The sequence below is a fragment of the Azospirillum sp. VT-I1 genome, from assembly GCF_055698305.1.
Genome location: NZ_CP168800.1, coordinates 1,517,748 through 1,532,977 on the forward strand (window position 1 = coordinate 1,517,748; position 15,230 = coordinate 1,532,977).

A 15,230-nucleotide genomic window follows, 5' to 3' on the forward strand; every position below is an offset into this window, starting at 1 on the left:
ATCACAGCGCCACCGCAACGGAGACAGACCATGACCACCGTCAAGAAGTTCGCCCTGCTCGCCGTCCTCGGCACCCTGCTGGGCACCACGCTGGCCGCCTGCAACACCGTCGAGGGTGCGGGCCAGGACGTGCAGGCCGGCGGCCGCGCCATCGAGCGTGGCGCCGACAACGTCCAGAAGAAGATGTAAGCCCGACAAGGTGCCGACCGGGGGAGCGTCCGCCAGCCGCGGCTCCCCCGTCAGCCCTTCATGCGCTTGATGGTGTTGGTCGTGCTCTGGCCCTGGACCAGCTCGGCCAGCACCACTTTTCCGCCATAGCTCTGCACGAAATCCGCCCCCACCACCGTCGCGATGGTGTAGTCGGCGCCCTTGACCAGCACGTCCGGGCGTAGCGCGCGGATCAGCGTTTCCGGCGTGTCCTCGCCGAAGATCACCACCAGATCGACGCAGCCCAGCGACGCCAGCACCGTGGCGCGCGCCGTCTCGTTCTGCACCGGCCGGCTTTCGCCCTTCAGCCGCTTCACCGAGTCGTCGCTGTTCAGCCCGACGACCAGAACGTCGCAGGCCGCACGCGCCTGCTTCAGCAGCGAGATATGGCCGGGGTGCAGCAGGTCGAAGCAGCCGTTGGTGAAGCCCACGCGCTTGCCGCGCAGCCGCCAGCGCTCCGCCCGCTCCGCCGCGGTGTCGCGGGTCGCCACCTTCTCCTCGCCCTGGCGCCATTCCTGCTCGTGCAGGCCGGCCAGCAGCTCGGCAGAGCGGACGACCGCGGTGCCGACCTTGCCCACCACAATGCCGGCCGCCAGATTGGCCAGCCGCGCCGAGTCCACCAGATCGATCCCCACCGACAGCGCGGCGGTCAGCGTCGCCACCACCGTGTCGCCGGCGCCCGACACGTCGAACACCTCGCGCGCCTCGGCGGGCAGATGCACGGCGTCCGCGGCCGTCACCACCGACATCCCCTGCTCGCTGCGGGTGGCGACGACGGCGCCGATGCCGCAGGTGGCGATCAGGTGGCGGGCGGCGGCGATCACCTCCTCGTCCGTCCGCGCCGGCAGGCCGGTGGCCTCCATCAGTTCCTTGCGATTGGGCGTCACGATGTCGGCGCCGCGATAGCGGCGATAGTCGCGGCCCTTGGGATCGACCACCACCGTGCGCCCGGCCTGCCTTGCGGCGGCGATCACCGCCATCACCAGATCGTCGGTCAGCACGCCCTTGCCGTAGTCGGACAGGATGACGCCGCCCACGTCGGGCAGAAGCTCGCGCACCCGCTCCAGCACGCGGTCGGCGACGGTGATCGGCACCACCGTCTCGACGTCGGTGCGCAGAAGCTGCTGCTGGCCGGCGATGAAGCGGGTCTTTACGGTGGTCTGGCGCCCGTCCTCCACCACGATGGCGCCGTCGCTGACGCCCTCGCGCCGCAGCAGGGCCAATAGGTCGGTGCCGATGCCGTCGCGCCCCACCACCGAGACGAAGCGGCAGGCCGCCTCCAGCGCCACCAGGTTGGCGGCCACATTGCCGGCGCCGCCCAGCTTGGGCACCTCGCGCTCCACGCGCAGTACGGGGATCGGCGCCTCGGGCGACACCCGGTCCACCGAACCATAGACGAAACGGTCGAGCATCACGTCGCCAAGGCACAGCACGTTGGCGCGCGACAGGGAGTCGATGTGACGGGCAAGGTCGCTCATGGCGCTGTCTTACCAATGCCAAAGCGGTAACGCCAGCGGATCGGGGGCCCGGCGGGGGTGACGCTCGTTTGTCACCGTCGTAGGATGGCGTTCCTGCAACACACGCTCCGTTCCATCCGCCCATGCCCCGCCCCACCGTCGCGACCAGCCTGTCGGCCAAGCTGCTGGTGCTGACCATCCTGTTCGTGCTGCTGGCGGAGGTGCTGATCTACGCCCCCTCCATCGCGCGCTTCCGCATGAGCTACCTGGAGGAACGGCTGGCCGCCGCCCACATCGCCGCATTGTCGGTGGAGGCCGCGCCCGACCTGATGGTGACGAAGGAGCTGCAGGCGAAACTGCTGGCCTACACCGGCACCCACGTCATCGACCTGATCCAGCCGGGCGCGCGGGTCTACATGCTGTCGCGCCCGATGCCGCCCCCGGCCGATGCCGTGTACGACCTGCGCGGCACCGGCATGGGCATGCAGTTCGTCGATGCCGGCCACGCCCTGTGGATGGCGCTGGAGGGTGCCTTCGGACCGCCGCGCAACCGGGTGATCCGGGTCATCGACCGCTCGCCCAACGACCCGGCCCAGCGCGTCGAGGTGACGATGGACGAACGGCCGCTGATCGACGCGATGCTGGAGTTCTCCCGCCGCATCCTGGCGGTGTCGGTCGCCATTTCGCTGATCGCGGCGATCCTGGTCTATCTCACGCTCCATGCGCTGCTGGTGCGGCCGATGCGCCGCCTGACGGCGGAGGTCGTCGCCTTCCGCCGCGACCCCGACGGCGCCCCGCCGCTGGTGCCGGGCCGCCGCCGCGACGAGATCGGGGTGGCGGAGCGCGAGCTTGCCGCCATGCAGGACACGGTGCGCGCGGCCCTGCGCCAGCGCGAACGGCTGGCCACGCTGGGCACCGCGGTGGCGAAGATCAACCACGACCTGCGCGGCATCCTCTCGACCGCCTCCCTCCTGTCGGAACGGCTGACGGAGAGCGCCGACCCGGAGGTGCGGCGGGTGACGCCGCGGCTGGTCGCCTCGCTGGACCGGGCGGTGGAGCTGTGCGGCCAGACGCTGTCCTTCACCCGCGACGGCGTCCGGCCCCTGTCGTCCCGGCCGGTCGATCTGCACCGGCTGGCGGAGGAGGCGGGCGCGGAGGTGCTCGCCACCCCTCATCCCGACGGCGGCCGGGTCGAGGCAGAGTGGATCAACGACATCCCCGCCGGAACGCCAGCGCCGGTGGATGCGGCACAGTTCGGCCGCGCCCTGGTCAATCTCGGCCGCAACGCGGTGCAGGCCGGCGCCAGCCAGGTGCGGATCGCCGTCCGGCCGGGAGCCGACGGCCTGCTGACCCTGACGGTCGCCGACAACGGCCCCGGACTGGCGCCGCGGGCGCGGGAGAACCTGTTCCAGCCCTTCGCCGGTTCCGCCCGGGCCGGCGGCGTCGGGCTCGGCCTCGCCATCGCGCGGGAGGTGCTGCGCGCGCATGGCGGGGAGTTGCGGCTGGTGCGCAGCGATGCCGCCGGAACGGTCTTCGCGCTTGACATACCGCAAAGCAACACGGAAACCGATCCGGTAGATGTTGCAGGGCACAAGACTTTTGTGTCGCATTGATTCCGCGGGTTCCGTCCCGCAGAATCCCTTCAATGACGAAGCGTTCGCGGGAAGCCCGGCGGGGCGGGAGGCGGGCGCTTCCCCTCTGACAACGCCTTGTTCTGAAAGGACTTCGGGACGTGAAAGCTCTCTCTTACTGGATCAATCCCATCCTCGCCGGCATCATGGCTTTCGTCGGCCTGCTCGCCTCCTCGCGGGCGGCGGACGATGCGTTCGCCATCGGTGGCCTGATCGTCTTCCTCGGCTGCGTGCTTTTCATCTTCGCGTCGATCGGCCGTTATTTCGACCGCATGGGCTCCGCCCACTGACCTGAGGGGGCTTCCGTCCGCGAAGCCCCGACGGTCGACGCGAAGGCTGGAGGGCGCGAGCCCAACAGAGCGGGTGCCACATGACACACAGCATGGCATGGGACCCTGACGCCTTCGCGACGCTCGATGTCCTGCGCCGCCGTCCCGTCATCGACCTGACGGCGGCGCTCCCTTCCTCCCTCGCGCCACGCTTAATCGTCGATCTCGGCTGCGGTTCCGGGCAGCTGTCGCGGCTGCTGGCGGCGCGCTGGCCGCAGGCCGAGGTGCTGGCGGTCGACCATTCCCGGGCGATGCTGCGCTGGGCCGCCGACACGCCGTCCGCCGTGCGCTATCTCCACGCCGATCTGGCGGTCTGGCGCCCGCATTGGCCGGTGGATCTCGCCATCTCCGCCGGCGGGCTGCAGCATGTGGCCGGCCATGAGCGGCTGTTTCCCGAACTGCTGCAATCGCTCGGCCCCGGCGGGGTGCTGGCCGTCGCCCTGCCCCGTCCGCAGGACCAGACCGCCCACCGCCTGCTTCTGGAGACCGCCTCCGACGGTCCATGGGCTGACCGGCTGCACGGCGCATGGCCCGCGGCTCCGCTGACCGACGGCCGGAATTGGGGCGCCCAGGATTACTATGACTGGCTCGGCCCGCAGGCAGCCTCCATCGAGCTGTGGGAGACCGAGTATTACCATCCGCTCGACGGCGACGTTCCGCTTCTGCAATGGCTGCATCAGGCGGCACTGGTCCCGGTGATGGACCGGCTGACCGGCCCCGAGTTGGACCGCTTCCTCGCCGCCTACCGCCGCCGTCTGGAGACGGCCTATCCGGAGCATTCCAGCGGCAACACGCTGATCCCGACCAAATGGCTGTTCATGGTGGTGCGGGTGTAGGGGAGAAGGAGGGGGCAACCGCGCCCCGCGCCCCGCGCCCCTTCAAACCCCGTCGATGTAGCTCAGCAGCGGCTGCCAGTCGCCGCGATGCTCGGCGGCGCGCTTGCCCGGCATGTCGAACAGGCTGAGGCCGCTTTCGGCCGCGTCGGCATAGATCTGGCTGTCGCGCAGGCGGGTCACCACCTGATGGCCGATGCCGCCGAGAAAGCGGTCCAGCCGGTCGGCCGCCTTGGTGCGGGCGCGCATGCGGTTGCCGACCACCGCCACCGTGGTCTTCTTCTTGGCGATGCGCTTCAACTCGTCGAGCTTGCCGAGGAAGCGCTGGGTCGCCTGCTCGTCGAAGGCGCCGGGAAGCACCGGCAGCACGACGACGTCGGCCATCTTCACCAGATCCTCGATCTGCTTGGTCTTCAGCGCGGCGGGCGCGTCGATCACCAGCCGCTTGGTGCCGCGCGGCGCATCGGAGAAGTCCTTGGCCCAGTCGAGTCCGACCAGCGCCGGCGCCTGTCCCGGCCGGCGCTCCAGCCAGCCGAGGGAGGAGTGCTGACGGTCCACGTCGGCCAGCACGGTGGGCAGGCCCGCCGCGGCGGACGCGGCGGCGAGATGGGTGGCGACGGTCGTCTTGCCGCAGCCGCCCTTGATGTTGGCGACGAGGATCGTGAGCATGTCCCTGGGACTCTACACCGCAGGGTCCGGCTTCGACCAGAAATGCTTGGTGTCGGTGAAATCATGCCACAGGGCGACCAGCGCCGCTTCGGTGTCGGCCACCCCGCGGGCGTGCCAGCCGATGACGATGCCGGCGGCGCGCGGCTCGCCGGGGGCGGACCGGCTGCCGTCGTCGTGCAGTTCATGCAGAAGCCGCGTCGCCGTCGCCACATCGTTCAGGTGGCCCAGCGCGTCCTGCAGGGCGGCAAGCTGCTGGATGTAGCGGCGCACCGGCTTGTCGTCGTACAGGCTGCGGAAGAACTCCACGGCATAGCGCAGCTTCTTCAGGGCGATGCGCAGCTGGTGGCGCTGGGCCACCGGCAGATGGGCGAAGCCGTGGCCGGCCCGCTTGGCCTTCTTGTGGCGCTTGTTCAGCAGATGGTCGGCCAGCCCGATCACCGGCTGGAACAGCCGCACCGACTCCTCGCTGACCGGCTGGTCGCGCCAGCCGCGCTTCTCCACCCAGCTGCCGACGCCCAGCAGGAAGGCGGTGTAGCGGTCCGACCGGATCGCCTCGCGCACGCCCTCATAGGCGCGCAGCCGCTTCGCCTCGGCGGCGGCGGCCAGCGTGTCCAGATCCTCCACTGCCGAGCGGCCATGCCCGTCGGCCCTGTGGAAGGCGTCGCGCACCGGGGCCAGCAGTTCCTCGCCGAACACGTCCCAGTCGCGCGCCGGCCCCAGGCTGCCGGCCAGCCATTTGATCTCGCCGACCAGCCAGAGATACTGCATGGCCGGAATGAAGGGCCGGAACAGCGCGATGGCCGAGCGGAGCCGGCGCAGCGCCACGCGCATCTGGTGCACGCCCTCCGGATCCTCGCCGGCCAGCGTCACCGCCTCGTTCGCGACCATGTGGGCGATGCAGGCGCGCACGATGCGGGCCACCGCGCCTTCCACCGTCGTCTCCGGATCGAGCAGCAGCTTTTCCGCCTTCAGCGCCTTGTCGGCGGCGCCATCGGCCAGGGCATGGCCGCGTTCCGCCTTGCTGCGCATCTCCAGCCGCAGCGGCGCGGCCTTCGCCAGTTCCTGCGCCAGATCGTAGAGTGCGGCGGGCGGACCGCTCTTCAGCTCCAGCTCCACCTCGCACAGGTCGCGGGACCGGCCGTCGGGCAGCAGCAGCCGGCCGCGGTCGAAGGCGACCTCGATGGAGGCGGCGTCATCGCCCTCGCCCAGAGTCACGTCCTGGATCGTGCGCTCGACGACCGAGGTGAAGACAGGCTGCAGTTCCGATTCGCTGAGCGTTCCCAGCAGCTCGATGGCGGCGGCGTCGGTGATCAGCGTCAGGTCGGGTGCGGCGGAGGTCACCGCGCATTCCCATTCCCCGCGGCCCAGCCCGTCCTCGTCCGGCGCGGACTTGACCGTCTGGACATAGCCGTCGCCGGTCTTGCGCACCCGCAGCGTCACCTTGCGCGCGGCGAGCCGGCGGTCTTCGGTGTCGTAATAGGTGCTTTCCAGGGTCTTCGTCGTTGCCGGGCCGCTCGTCCGGTCCGCAATGGCGGAAGCGGCACGCAGCGTGTCGAAGTCTTCCGGCTTCGCCGCCAGCTTCAATTCCGTCTCGCGGTTGATGTCCGCCTCAGCCATCGCCTGCGCTTCAACCCCCGTTTTGCGGCCCAATGGCCTACAGTTGGGTGTTTGCACAGGCCACGGACAGGGTCAAGTTACGGAAATGTTGCAGAAGCCTGGGGTTGCAGTAGCCTTTGCCCCCGCGTCTTCCTTTCGTTCGCAGCGCTTTGACAGGGGTTGCAGGGTCAATATGCCCCATTTCACCCCACCCTTGGGGCGTTGCAATGCGGTCGGCGCTGTGATTGGGTTCCGCCAAATCACTCAGGGCCGATCCCCAACGGGAAACGGCCATTATTAGGGGAAGTGTGAAGATGACCGATTTCAACACGATCGACGACCTCGAGGTCAGCGGCAAGACGGTGCTGGTGCGCGCCGACCTGAACGTCCCGATGCAGGACGGCAAGGTGTCCGACACCACCCGCATCGACCGCCTCGCCCCCACCCTGAAGGAGCTGTCCTCCAAGGGCGCCAAGGTCGTCGTCCTGTCGCATTTCGGTCGCCCGAAGAACGGCCCGGACGCCAAGAACTCCTTGCGCAACGTGCTGGACGCGCTGAGCGCCGCCGTCGGCCAGAAGGTCGCCTTCGCCGAGGATTGCGTCGGCGACAAGGCCAAGGAGGCCATCGCCAAGGTGCATGACGGCGCCATCGTGCTGCTGGAGAACACCCGCTTCCACGCCGAAGAGGAAAAGAACGACCCGGCTTTCGCCAAGCAGATGGCCGAGCTGGGCGACATCTACGTCAACGACGCCTTCTCCGCCGCCCACCGCGCCCATGCCTCGACCGAGGGTGTGGCCCGCCTGCTGCCGAACGCCGCCGGCCGCCTGATGGAGGCCGAGCTGAAGGCCCTGACGCTCGCGCTGGAGAAGCCGGAGCGCCCGGTCGCCGCCGTCGTCGGCGGTGCGAAGATCTCCACCAAGCTGGAACTGCTCGGCAACATGGTCCGCAAGGTGGACCTGCTGGTGCTGGGCGGCGGCATGGCCAACACCTTCCTGTTCGCCCAGGGCACCGACGTCGGCGCCTCTCTGTGCGAGAAGGACATGGCCGACCAGGCCCGCGCCATCATGGCGACGGCCAAGGAAGCCAACTGCGAGATCCTGCTGCCGAAGGACTTCGTCGTCGCCAAGGAGTTCAAGGCCGGTGCGGCCAACCGCGTCGTCGCCTTCGACGCCATCGGCTCGGATGAAATGGCTCTCGACATCGGCCCGGCCACCGTCGAGTTCCTGGGCGTGAAGCTGCAGGGCGCCAAGACCATCGTCTGGAACGGCCCGCTCGGCGCCTTCGAAATCCAGCCCTTCGACGCCGGCACCAACGCCGTGGCCGGTCTGGTCGCCGCCCGCACCGAATCGGGCGGCCTGCTGTCGGTCGCCGGCGGCGGCGACACCGTCGCGGCGCTGGCCCATGCCGGTGCGGAAGAGAAGTTCACCTACGTCTCGGCCGCCGGCGGCGCCTTCCTGGAGTGGCTGGAAGGCAAGGAACTGCCGGGTGTCGCGGCGCTGAAGAAGTAAGCGGTTCCACGGGATCGCAAATGCGAAAGGCTCCGGGCTTCGGTCCGGAGCCTTTTTGTTTTTCACCCCTGCCCAGCCTTCTCCGGTCGGGCCTTCAGCCACTCCGCCATTCCCTGATCGTCGAGCGCATACTGCCCGCGTGCCGACCGCCACAGGATGTTCCTCTGCCGCAACGCCTCGATGGCAGCCTGGACCGCCGGCGGCTCCACCGCCTCCCCGACCATGTCGGCATAAGCTTGCAGAGCCGCGGCGGAGAAAGGTGCGGATTGCGGCCCTTCCACCGCCAGCCGTTCGACCACCGCCTGCTGCAACGGCGTCAACCCCGACCATGCGGACTCGTAATCGTCCCACACCCGCTGGCGCAGTTCGGTCGCGCCATCCGCCAGCGCCCGCTTCAGGTCGCCGGCATCGCCGACCAGCAACGCCGCATCCGACAGGATCCGCATCAGGGTTTCCGGCTGCCGCCCGACCGCGTCGAAGGCCGCGAAGACATCGTCGGCATCGAAGCGGTTGCCTTCGGCCAGCCGGGCGTTGATCCAGTCCGTATAGGCATCGGTATAGGCGCGATCCAGCAGCGGAAAGCTGCGCACGCTGGTCCCGAAGAAGGGCTGGTCGCGGTTCAGCACCAGTCGGCTCAGCTTGTCACGGTGGGAGCCCGTCAGCACGATCATCAGGTTCGGCCCGTCGCGGGCATCGTCCCTGGTGTTCAGCCGGTCACGCGCCGCCTTCAGCGCGAACATGGCGTTCAGTCCGGCCTCGGTCGTCAGCGCGTGCTGCGCTTCGTCCACCAGCAGGGCGATGCGCTTGTGGGTCCGCTCCAGCAGGGCCTCCAGCGCGTCGGCCAGCGTGGTCCCCTGCGCCTGCCCGATCCGGTCGATGTCGACCGACACGCCGCCGACACCCAGCTTGGCCAGTCCGACCGCCCGCGCCGCCTTCACCGGCAAGCTGTCGGCCCGGCGAAGCTCGGCCTTCAGCGCCTCGGCGATCAGATGGGCCGGATCGGCCGCCATGTCCGCCCACAGGTCGACATAGACCGACAGGATGCCGCGGTTCTCCAACTCCGGCCCCAGATCGTGACGCAGGAAAGTGCTCTTGCCAGTCCGCCGCGGCGCCGCCAGGCACAGCGTCGGCTCCGCACCGATCGGAGCATCCCCCGTCACGATGTCGGCCAGGGATGCCGCCAGCTTCGGCCGGTGGAACAGGAACTTCTGCGCGGATGCGGAGGCGGGTTGGGATGGCACGGGCGGCCTCTTTAGGACCAATTATGGATTGAACCATAATTTATAGTCCTGGAAATAATCTTCAATAGTCCGCTGCGGACTGCGCAACGATCCCCGCACACCAACCGTTTCCCCTTGCATCCGCCTGAGCGAATGTCCATAACAGCGGCGGGAGGCTGGCGTCGGACGAGTCCCTCGCCAACCCGGTCAGGTCCGGAAGGAAGCAGCCGCAACGAGTTACGGCTCGGGTCGTTCGTCCAGTCTCCCACCCTTCTCGAAAATTGCCAGCACGAAACAGACGGCGACAGCGCGGCGCCGGGCCGCTATCCTGCGGCCGCAAATCCCCTCCCGTCGTTTCGACAGGCCAGCCGCGTGACCGATACCACCGCCGACATCACCGCCGTTCCCGCCCCCGCCGCGGCTCCCGCCACCGGGCAGGCTTACCGGGTGCTGGCGCGCAAATACCGGCCGAAGACCTTCGACGAGCTGATCGGGCAGGACGCGCTGGTCCGCACCCTGACCAACGCCATCCAATCCGGCCGCATCGCCCAGGCCTTCATGCTGACCGGCGTGCGCGGCGTCGGCAAGACCACCACCGCCCGCATCATCGCCCGCGCGCTGAACTGCACCGGCCCGGACGGCACCGGCGGACCGACGGTCAGCCCCTGCGGCGTCTGCGACAATTGCCGCGCCATCGCCGAGGACCGCCACGTCGACGTGATGGAGATGGACGCCGCCAGCCACACCGGCGTCGACGACATCCGCGAGATCATCGACGGCGTGCGCTACTCGCCGGTGTCGGCCCGCTACAAGCTCTACATCATCGACGAGGTCCACATGCTGTCGAAGAGCGCGTTCAACGCGCTCTTGAAGACGCTTGAGGAACCGCCGAGCCATGTGAAGTTCGTCTTCGCCACCACCGAGATCCGCAAGGTGCCGGTCACGGTGCTGTCGCGCTGCCAGCGCTTCGACCTGCGCCGCGTCGACGCCCAGGTGCTGAAGGAGCATTTCACCCGCGTCACCGCCCTGGAGGGCGCCGACATCGAGGGGGATGCCGCCGCCCTGATCGCGCGCGCCGCCGACGGGTCGGTGCGCGACGGGCTGTCGCTGCTCGATCAGGCCATTGCGCTAGCCGCCGGCACGGTCACGGCGCAGCAGGTGCGCGACATGCTGGGTCTGGCCGACCGCACCCGCGTCATCGACCTGTTCGAGGCCGCAGTCTCCGCCAAGCCCGCCGAGGCGATGGACATCCTGGCCGACCTGCACCGCGTCGGCGCCGATCCGGTGGTGATCCTGCAGGACCTGCTGGACCTCGTCCACAACCTGACCCGCCTGAAGGTGGTGCCCGACAGCGCCAACGACCCCTCCCTGCCGGAAGCCGAGCGCACGCGCGGCGCCTCTCTGTCGGCCAAGCTCGGCATGCCGGCGCTGACCCGTGCTTGGCAGCTTCTGCTGAAGGGGCTGAACGAGGTGCAGGCCGCCCCGGTGCCGCAGCAGGCGCTGGAGATGGTGATCGTCCGCCTGTCCTACGCCGCCGACCTGCCGACGCCGGGCGAGCTGATCCGCCAGTTCCAGGCCCAGCAGGCCAATGGCGGAGCGGGTGCGCCCGGCGGCCGCGGCCCCGGCGGTGGCGGCGGTCCCGTCGCCGTCGCCAGCCAATCCCCCTCCATGGCGACCCACGCCGTCGCCCGCTCCATGGGCTCCGCCCAGCCGCAGAGCGCGCCGGTGGCACAGGCGGCCCCCGCCGCCACCCCTGCCCCCGTCGCCGTCCCGGCGGGCGAAGAGCTGTCGCCGATGCCGCCGGACTTCCGCGCGCTGGTGCAGCTGTTCTCCGACCGGCGCGAGGGCGCGCTCTACGGCTATCTGATGGAGACGGTGCAGCTGGTCCGCATGGAGCCGGGCCGGCTGGAGCTGAAGCTCCGCCCCGCCGCCCCGCCGACCCTGCCGGCCAAGGTCGGGCAGTTCTTGACCGAATGGACCGGCCAGCGCTGGATCGTCGCACTGTCCGACGGCCCGGCCCAGCCGACGCTGGCCGAGCAGGATCAGGCCGAAAAGCGCCGTGCCCTGTCGGAGGCGGAGGCCAACCCGGTGGTGCGTGCCGTGCTCGACGCCTTCAGCGGCGCGAAGATCATCGACATCCGCGACCTCGCCGAAGTTGCCGCGGCGGAGAGTGCGGCGGTTGCGGATGACGGCGAGACACCCGATTTCATGGTTCAGCAGCAGGACGATGGGGTCTATTACCCCCTCGACGACGAAGGAGAGTACTGACCGATGAAGAATATCGGCAACATGATGAAGCAGGCCCAGCAGATGCAGGCCAAGATGCAGGAAATGCAGGCGAGCCTGGAGCAGGTCGAAGTGACCGGCCAGAGCGCCGCCGGCATGGTCATCGTGACCGTCAACGGCAAGAGCGAGATGAAGAAGGTCAAGCTCGACAAGTCCGTCGTCGATCCCGAGGACGTCGAAGTGCTGGAGGACCTGATCGTCGCCGCCTTCAACGACGCCAAGAAGAAGGTCGAGCAGCATGTCGCCGAGGAGACCTCGAAGCTGATGGGCGGCCTGAAGCTGCCGCCGGGCATGAAGCTGCCGTTCTGATCTTTCTTGCCCTCTCCCGCCCCGGGAGAGGGAGGGGCCCCGCCGAAGGCGGGGAGGGTGAGGGGCGATCCGAACATGGATCCCCTGATCCTTGCATCCCCTCACCCTTCCCATGGCTGACGCCATGGGCCCCTTCCCTCTCCCGGGGCGGGAGAGGGAAACGTCTGTCGGCCGCCAAGTGAATGATCGGACCTGAAATCGAACGCCTGATCCAGTTGCTGTCCAAGCTGCCGGGACTCGGTCCCCGGTCGGCGCGTCGGGCGGCGCTGCATCTGATGAAGCGGCGGGACAGCCTGCTGGTTCCATTGTCGGAGGCGATGGCGGCGGCCGGCGAGTCGATCCGCGCCTGCTCCGTTTGCGGCAACCTGGACAGCCGCGATCCCTGCACCGTCTGCTCCGACCCCACCCGTGACCGGTCGGTCATCTGCGTGGTGGAGGATGCCGGCGACCTGTGGGCACTGGAACGCACCCGCGCCTTCCGCGGCACCTATCATGTTTTGGGCGGGTTGCTGTCGGCCTTGCAGGGTGTCGGACCGGACGACCTGAACATCGCCGGTCTCGCCGAACGCGCCAAGGACCCAGCGGTGCGCGAAATCATTCTGGCGCTCAATGCCACCGTCGACGGTCAGACCACCGCTCATGTCGTGACTGATCGCCTGACCGAGTCCGACGTGTCGGTCTCGCGTCTGGCGCACGGCGTCCCGGTCGGTGGGGAGCTGGACTATCTCGACGACGGCACGCTCACCGCCGCGCTGAAGGCACGGCGGCCATTGTAGCGTTGGCTTCGATACCCCCGCCTAGCCTCCCCGCCCAGCGGGGAGGCTAGGTGGGGGTCTAACGCCCCAGACACGTACACCCTCCCCAAAGCGTACACCTCCGCACTTCACGCATCGCGAACCGCCGTACGCCGCAGTTCACGAAGCCGACCCTGCGCCCGGCGTACCCGCGCTGGCACGTACACCCGCCTGCCGACAATGGTCCTTCGCAACACCCACCACCCGCGAAGGCACCATCCCGATGCGCAAGCCCGCCAAGCTCCCCATCGCGTTCCGTATCCTGCTGGGCTTCTCCCCATGGCTGCTGTTCGGCGCCACCTTGCCGCTTGCCGGACTGTTGCCGGCCTCCCTCGCGGCACTGGCGGCCAGCCTCGCCCTCTGCGTCCTCGACAGGCTACGCGGCTCCCTCAAGGCGCCGGAGCTGGTCGCCGCCGCCTTCTTTGCCTCCCTGCCGCTCTGCGGTCCGCTGGGCTGGGACTGGCCGGTCCACAATCTCGGCCTCGCCATTCATCTGGCGCTGTCGGCCATGGCCTTCGGCAGCATCGCCGCCAGCAGCCCCTTCACCCTGCAATATGCGCGCGACGACTGGCCGCGCGAATATTGGCACCTGCCGCAGTTCGTCGCCGTCAACCGGCTGATGACCGCGGTCTGGGGCCTGCTGTTCCTGGTTGGCGGTCTCGGCTTCGCCGGCCTGCCCGGTTGGGAAGCACCGGTTTCCATCGGCGCCAATGCGCTGGGCATACTCGCCAACCGGCTGCTGCCGAATTGGATCGTCGGGCGGGCGATGCGCCGCCGGCTGGCGGAGACCGATCCCCATTCCTGGCCGGCCCCCGCGATCCTGAACCGGACGCGCACCGCCGCAAACGAGCGTGACGTGGTGGTGGTCGGTTCCGGCATCGGCGGGCTGACGGCGGCGGCGCTGCTGGCGCGCGCTGGGGCGCGGGTGACGGTGCTGGAGACGCATGACCGCCCCGGCGGCTTCTGCACCAGTTGGACGGTCAAGGCACGCAACCACAGCGAACCGGGGGCCGAGCCCTTCCGCTATGTCTTCGACGCCGGCGTCCACGACATCAGCGGCGCCCATCCCGGCGGACCGGTCGACCATCTGCTACGCTCGCTGGGAGTCGAGGACCGGGTGGAGTGGCAGCCGGTGAACCGCGGCGTGGCGCTCGACGGTCGGTTGCGTCTACTGGCCGACGATGCCGATGGGCTGGCAGCCCAGATCGCCGCCGACCACCCGCCCAGCGCCGCCGGGGCCGCCGCCTTCCTGGCGGAGATGCGGGCGGTCTATGACGACATGTATCGCGGCTGCGCCGACAGCGGCCTGCCCAACATCCCGCAATCGGTGGCGGCGATGCGGCGCTATGTGACGGAGAGCCCGCACGCCCTGCGCTGGATGGCCCGGCCCTTCCAGGAGATGCTGGACCATTACATCCCCAACCGCGCCGGCCAGCGCCTGCTGACCGTGCTGACCGGCTATCTCAGCGACCGGGCGGAGTTGCTGACCGTAGGCCAGATGGCGCCGATCTTCGGATACTGGTTCTCCGGCGGCTTCTATCCGGCCGGCGGGTCGCAGTCCCTGGCCGATGCGCTGGCACAATCGATCCGCGCCGACGGCGGGGAGGTCCGGCTGCGCAGCGCCGCCAAGCGCATCCTGATCGAAGACGGCCGCGCCGCTGGAGTCGAAACCGCGGATGGCCGCATCGTCCGCGCACCCGCCGTGATCTCCAACGCCGACGTCCGGCGGACCATGCTGGAACTGGTGGGGGCGGAGCATCTGCCGGCCGCCTATGCCGCCCGCTGCGCGGCGCTGCGTCCGTCCACCTCAGCCTTCATGGTCACGCTCGGGCTGGACATCGTCCCCGACCTGCCGGCGATGACCTTCCTGCCGCGGGACGAGGCCGGCTTCGGCATGGCCATCGCCGTCCCCTCGGTCCACGACCGCAGCCTCGCACCCGAAGGGCATGCCGCGGTGGCGCTGCTGCGGCTGGCCCCGGCCGATGCCGGATGGAACCGCGCCGACCCGGCCTACAAGGCGCGCAAGCGGGCGGAGGGCGACGCGATGATCGCCGCCGCTTCCCGCCTGATCCCCGGCCTGGACCGGCACATCACCACCCGGCAGGAGGCCAGCGCCGCCACCTTCGCCCGCTATGCCCACACCAGCGCCGGCAGCATCTACGGCATCGCGCCCGACCAGCATCGGCTGACCCGCCGCAGCCCGATCCCCGGCCTGTGCCTGACCGGCGCCGGCGTCTTCCCCGGGCCGGGAGTGGAAGCCTGCGTCATCTCCGGCCGGCTGGCCGCCGAAGCCCTGCTGGGCAAGGAGAGCCTGACGCCGGATGCCCTGGGCAACACCGCCGGGCGCGCCGCCCGTTGTCCCGCCCTGCCGGTGGCGCAGATGGGGTGAAG

The 15,230-nt window shown here is 69.6% G+C and carries 13 protein-coding genes and 1 other RNA gene; 10 read left to right on the forward strand and 4 right to left on the reverse strand.

The features are described 5' to 3' along the window. Positions 1–30: 30 nt before the first annotated feature. Positions 31–189, forward strand: a complete 159-nt coding sequence (locus AB8P05_RS07280) for an entericidin A/B family lipoprotein (protein WP_042443141.1) — start codon at positions 31–33, stop codon at positions 187–189. A gap of 50 nt (positions 190–239) precedes the next feature. On the opposite strand, the gene rfaE1 is transcribed toward AB8P05_RS07280, so the two are convergent. Continuing rightward, the gene (gene rfaE1, locus AB8P05_RS07285) at positions 240–1,685 is read right to left on the reverse strand and encodes a D-glycero-beta-D-manno-heptose-7-phosphate kinase (RefSeq protein ID WP_472757465.1); all 1,446 of its coding nucleotides are present in this window, start codon (positions 1,683–1,685) and stop codon (positions 240–242) included. Between the two features lie 122 nt (positions 1,686–1,807). On the opposite strand from rfaE1, the gene AB8P05_RS07290 reads away from it, so the two are divergent. The 3 genes from AB8P05_RS07290 (at position 1,808) to AB8P05_RS07300 (ending at position 4,460) form a co-directional block, all read left to right on the forward strand. Beyond that, entirely contained in the window at positions 1,808–3,277 is a 1,470-nt protein-coding gene (locus AB8P05_RS07290; RefSeq protein ID WP_472757466.1) for a sensor histidine kinase, read from the forward strand. 119 nt (positions 3,278–3,396) lie between these two features. Next, positions 3,397–3,585, forward strand: coding sequence for a hypothetical protein (locus tag AB8P05_RS07295; protein ID WP_455172561.1), 189 nt, complete (start codon positions 3,397–3,399; stop codon positions 3,583–3,585). Between the two features lie 92 nt (positions 3,586–3,677). Continuing rightward, positions 3,678–4,460: a methyltransferase domain-containing protein gene (locus tag AB8P05_RS07300; RefSeq protein ID WP_472757467.1), complete on the forward strand. Its 783-nt coding sequence runs from the start codon at positions 3,678–3,680 to the stop codon at positions 4,458–4,460. 42 nt (positions 4,461–4,502) lie between these two features. Here the strand turns inward: AB8P05_RS07300 and AB8P05_RS07305 are convergent, their stop codons facing one another. Both AB8P05_RS07305 and AB8P05_RS07310 read right to left on the reverse strand, forming a co-directional pair. Next, positions 4,503–5,126 (reverse strand): nucleotide-binding protein, encoded by a 624-nt coding sequence (locus AB8P05_RS07305; RefSeq protein ID WP_472757468.1) that lies wholly within the window; start codon positions 5,124–5,126, stop codon positions 4,503–4,505. 12 nt (positions 5,127–5,138) lie between these two features. After that, complete coding sequence (locus AB8P05_RS07310; protein ID WP_472757469.1) at positions 5,139–6,743, reverse strand: CYTH and CHAD domain-containing protein; 1,605 nt, start codon at positions 6,741–6,743, stop codon at positions 5,139–5,141. A gap of 293 nt (positions 6,744–7,036) precedes the next feature. Here AB8P05_RS07310 and AB8P05_RS07315 point away from each other — a divergent pair, with 293 nt between their 5' ends. Then, on the forward strand, positions 7,037–8,230 hold the full coding sequence (locus AB8P05_RS07315) for a phosphoglycerate kinase (RefSeq protein ID WP_455172565.1): 1,194 nt from the start codon (positions 7,037–7,039) through the stop codon (positions 8,228–8,230). Between the two features lie 62 nt (positions 8,231–8,292). Here the strand turns inward: AB8P05_RS07315 and AB8P05_RS07320 are convergent, their stop codons facing one another. Beyond that, complete coding sequence (locus AB8P05_RS07320; protein ID WP_455172566.1) at positions 8,293–9,471, reverse strand: AAA family ATPase; 1,179 nt, start codon at positions 9,469–9,471, stop codon at positions 8,293–8,295. 150 nt (positions 9,472–9,621) lie between these two features. On the opposite strand from AB8P05_RS07320, the gene ffs reads away from it, so the two are divergent. The 5 genes from ffs (at position 9,622) to AB8P05_RS07345 (ending at position 15,228) form a co-directional block, all read left to right on the forward strand. Further along, positions 9,622–9,719, forward strand: an RNA gene (gene ffs / locus AB8P05_RS07325) — signal recognition particle sRNA small type. A gap of 103 nt (positions 9,720–9,822) precedes the next feature. After that, positions 9,823–11,718 carry a DNA polymerase III subunit gamma/tau gene (locus tag AB8P05_RS07330; protein ID WP_472757470.1) on the forward strand — a complete coding sequence of 632 codons (1,896 nt, stop codon included), beginning with the start codon at positions 9,823–9,825 and terminating at the stop codon, positions 11,716–11,718. Positions 11,719–11,721: 3 nt separating this feature from the next. Further along, entirely contained in the window at positions 11,722–12,045 is a 324-nt protein-coding gene (locus AB8P05_RS07335) for a YbaB/EbfC family nucleoid-associated protein (protein ID WP_455172568.1), read from the forward strand. Positions 12,046–12,227: 182 nt separating this feature from the next. Beyond that, on the forward strand, positions 12,228–12,821 hold the full coding sequence (gene recR / locus AB8P05_RS07340; protein ID WP_063635356.1) for a recombination mediator RecR: 594 nt from the start codon (positions 12,228–12,230) through the stop codon (positions 12,819–12,821). Positions 12,822–13,062: 241 nt separating this feature from the next. Beyond that, the gene (locus AB8P05_RS07345; protein ID WP_472757471.1) at positions 13,063–15,228 is read left to right on the forward strand and encodes a phytoene desaturase family protein; all 2,166 of its coding nucleotides are present in this window, start codon (positions 13,063–13,065) and stop codon (positions 15,226–15,228) included. Positions 15,229–15,230: the final 2 nt, after the last annotated feature.

Excerpts from the sequence above, each read along its gene's own strand:
- AB8P05_RS07280 (WP_042443141.1), top strand. The coding sequence starts at position 31 with ATGACCACCGTCAAGAAGTTCGCCCTGCTCGCCGTCCTCGGCACCCTG.
- rfaE1 (WP_472757465.1), bottom strand. The coding sequence starts at position 1,685 with ATGAGCGACCTTGCCCGTCACATCGACTCCCTGTCGCGCGCCAACGTG.
- AB8P05_RS07290 (WP_472757466.1), top strand. The coding sequence starts at position 1,808 with ATGCCCCGCCCCACCGTCGCGACCAGCCTGTCGGCCAAGCTGCTGGTG.
- AB8P05_RS07300 (WP_472757467.1), top strand. The coding sequence starts at position 3,678 with ATGGCATGGGACCCTGACGCCTTCGCGACGCTCGATGTCCTGCGCCGC.
- AB8P05_RS07305 (WP_472757468.1), bottom strand. The coding sequence starts at position 5,126 with ATGCTCACGATCCTCGTCGCCAACATCAAGGGCGGCTGCGGCAAGACG.
- AB8P05_RS07310 (WP_472757469.1), bottom strand. The coding sequence starts at position 6,743 with ATGGCTGAGGCGGACATCAACCGCGAGACGGAATTGAAGCTGGCGGCG.
- AB8P05_RS07315 (WP_455172565.1), top strand. The coding sequence starts at position 7,037 with ATGACCGATTTCAACACGATCGACGACCTCGAGGTCAGCGGCAAGACG.
- AB8P05_RS07335 (WP_455172568.1), top strand. The coding sequence starts at position 11,722 with ATGAAGAATATCGGCAACATGATGAAGCAGGCCCAGCAGATGCAGGCC.
- recR (WP_063635356.1), top strand. The coding sequence starts at position 12,228 with ATGATCGGACCTGAAATCGAACGCCTGATCCAGTTGCTGTCCAAGCTG.
- AB8P05_RS07345 (WP_472757471.1), top strand. The coding sequence starts at position 13,063 with ATGCGCAAGCCCGCCAAGCTCCCCATCGCGTTCCGTATCCTGCTGGGC.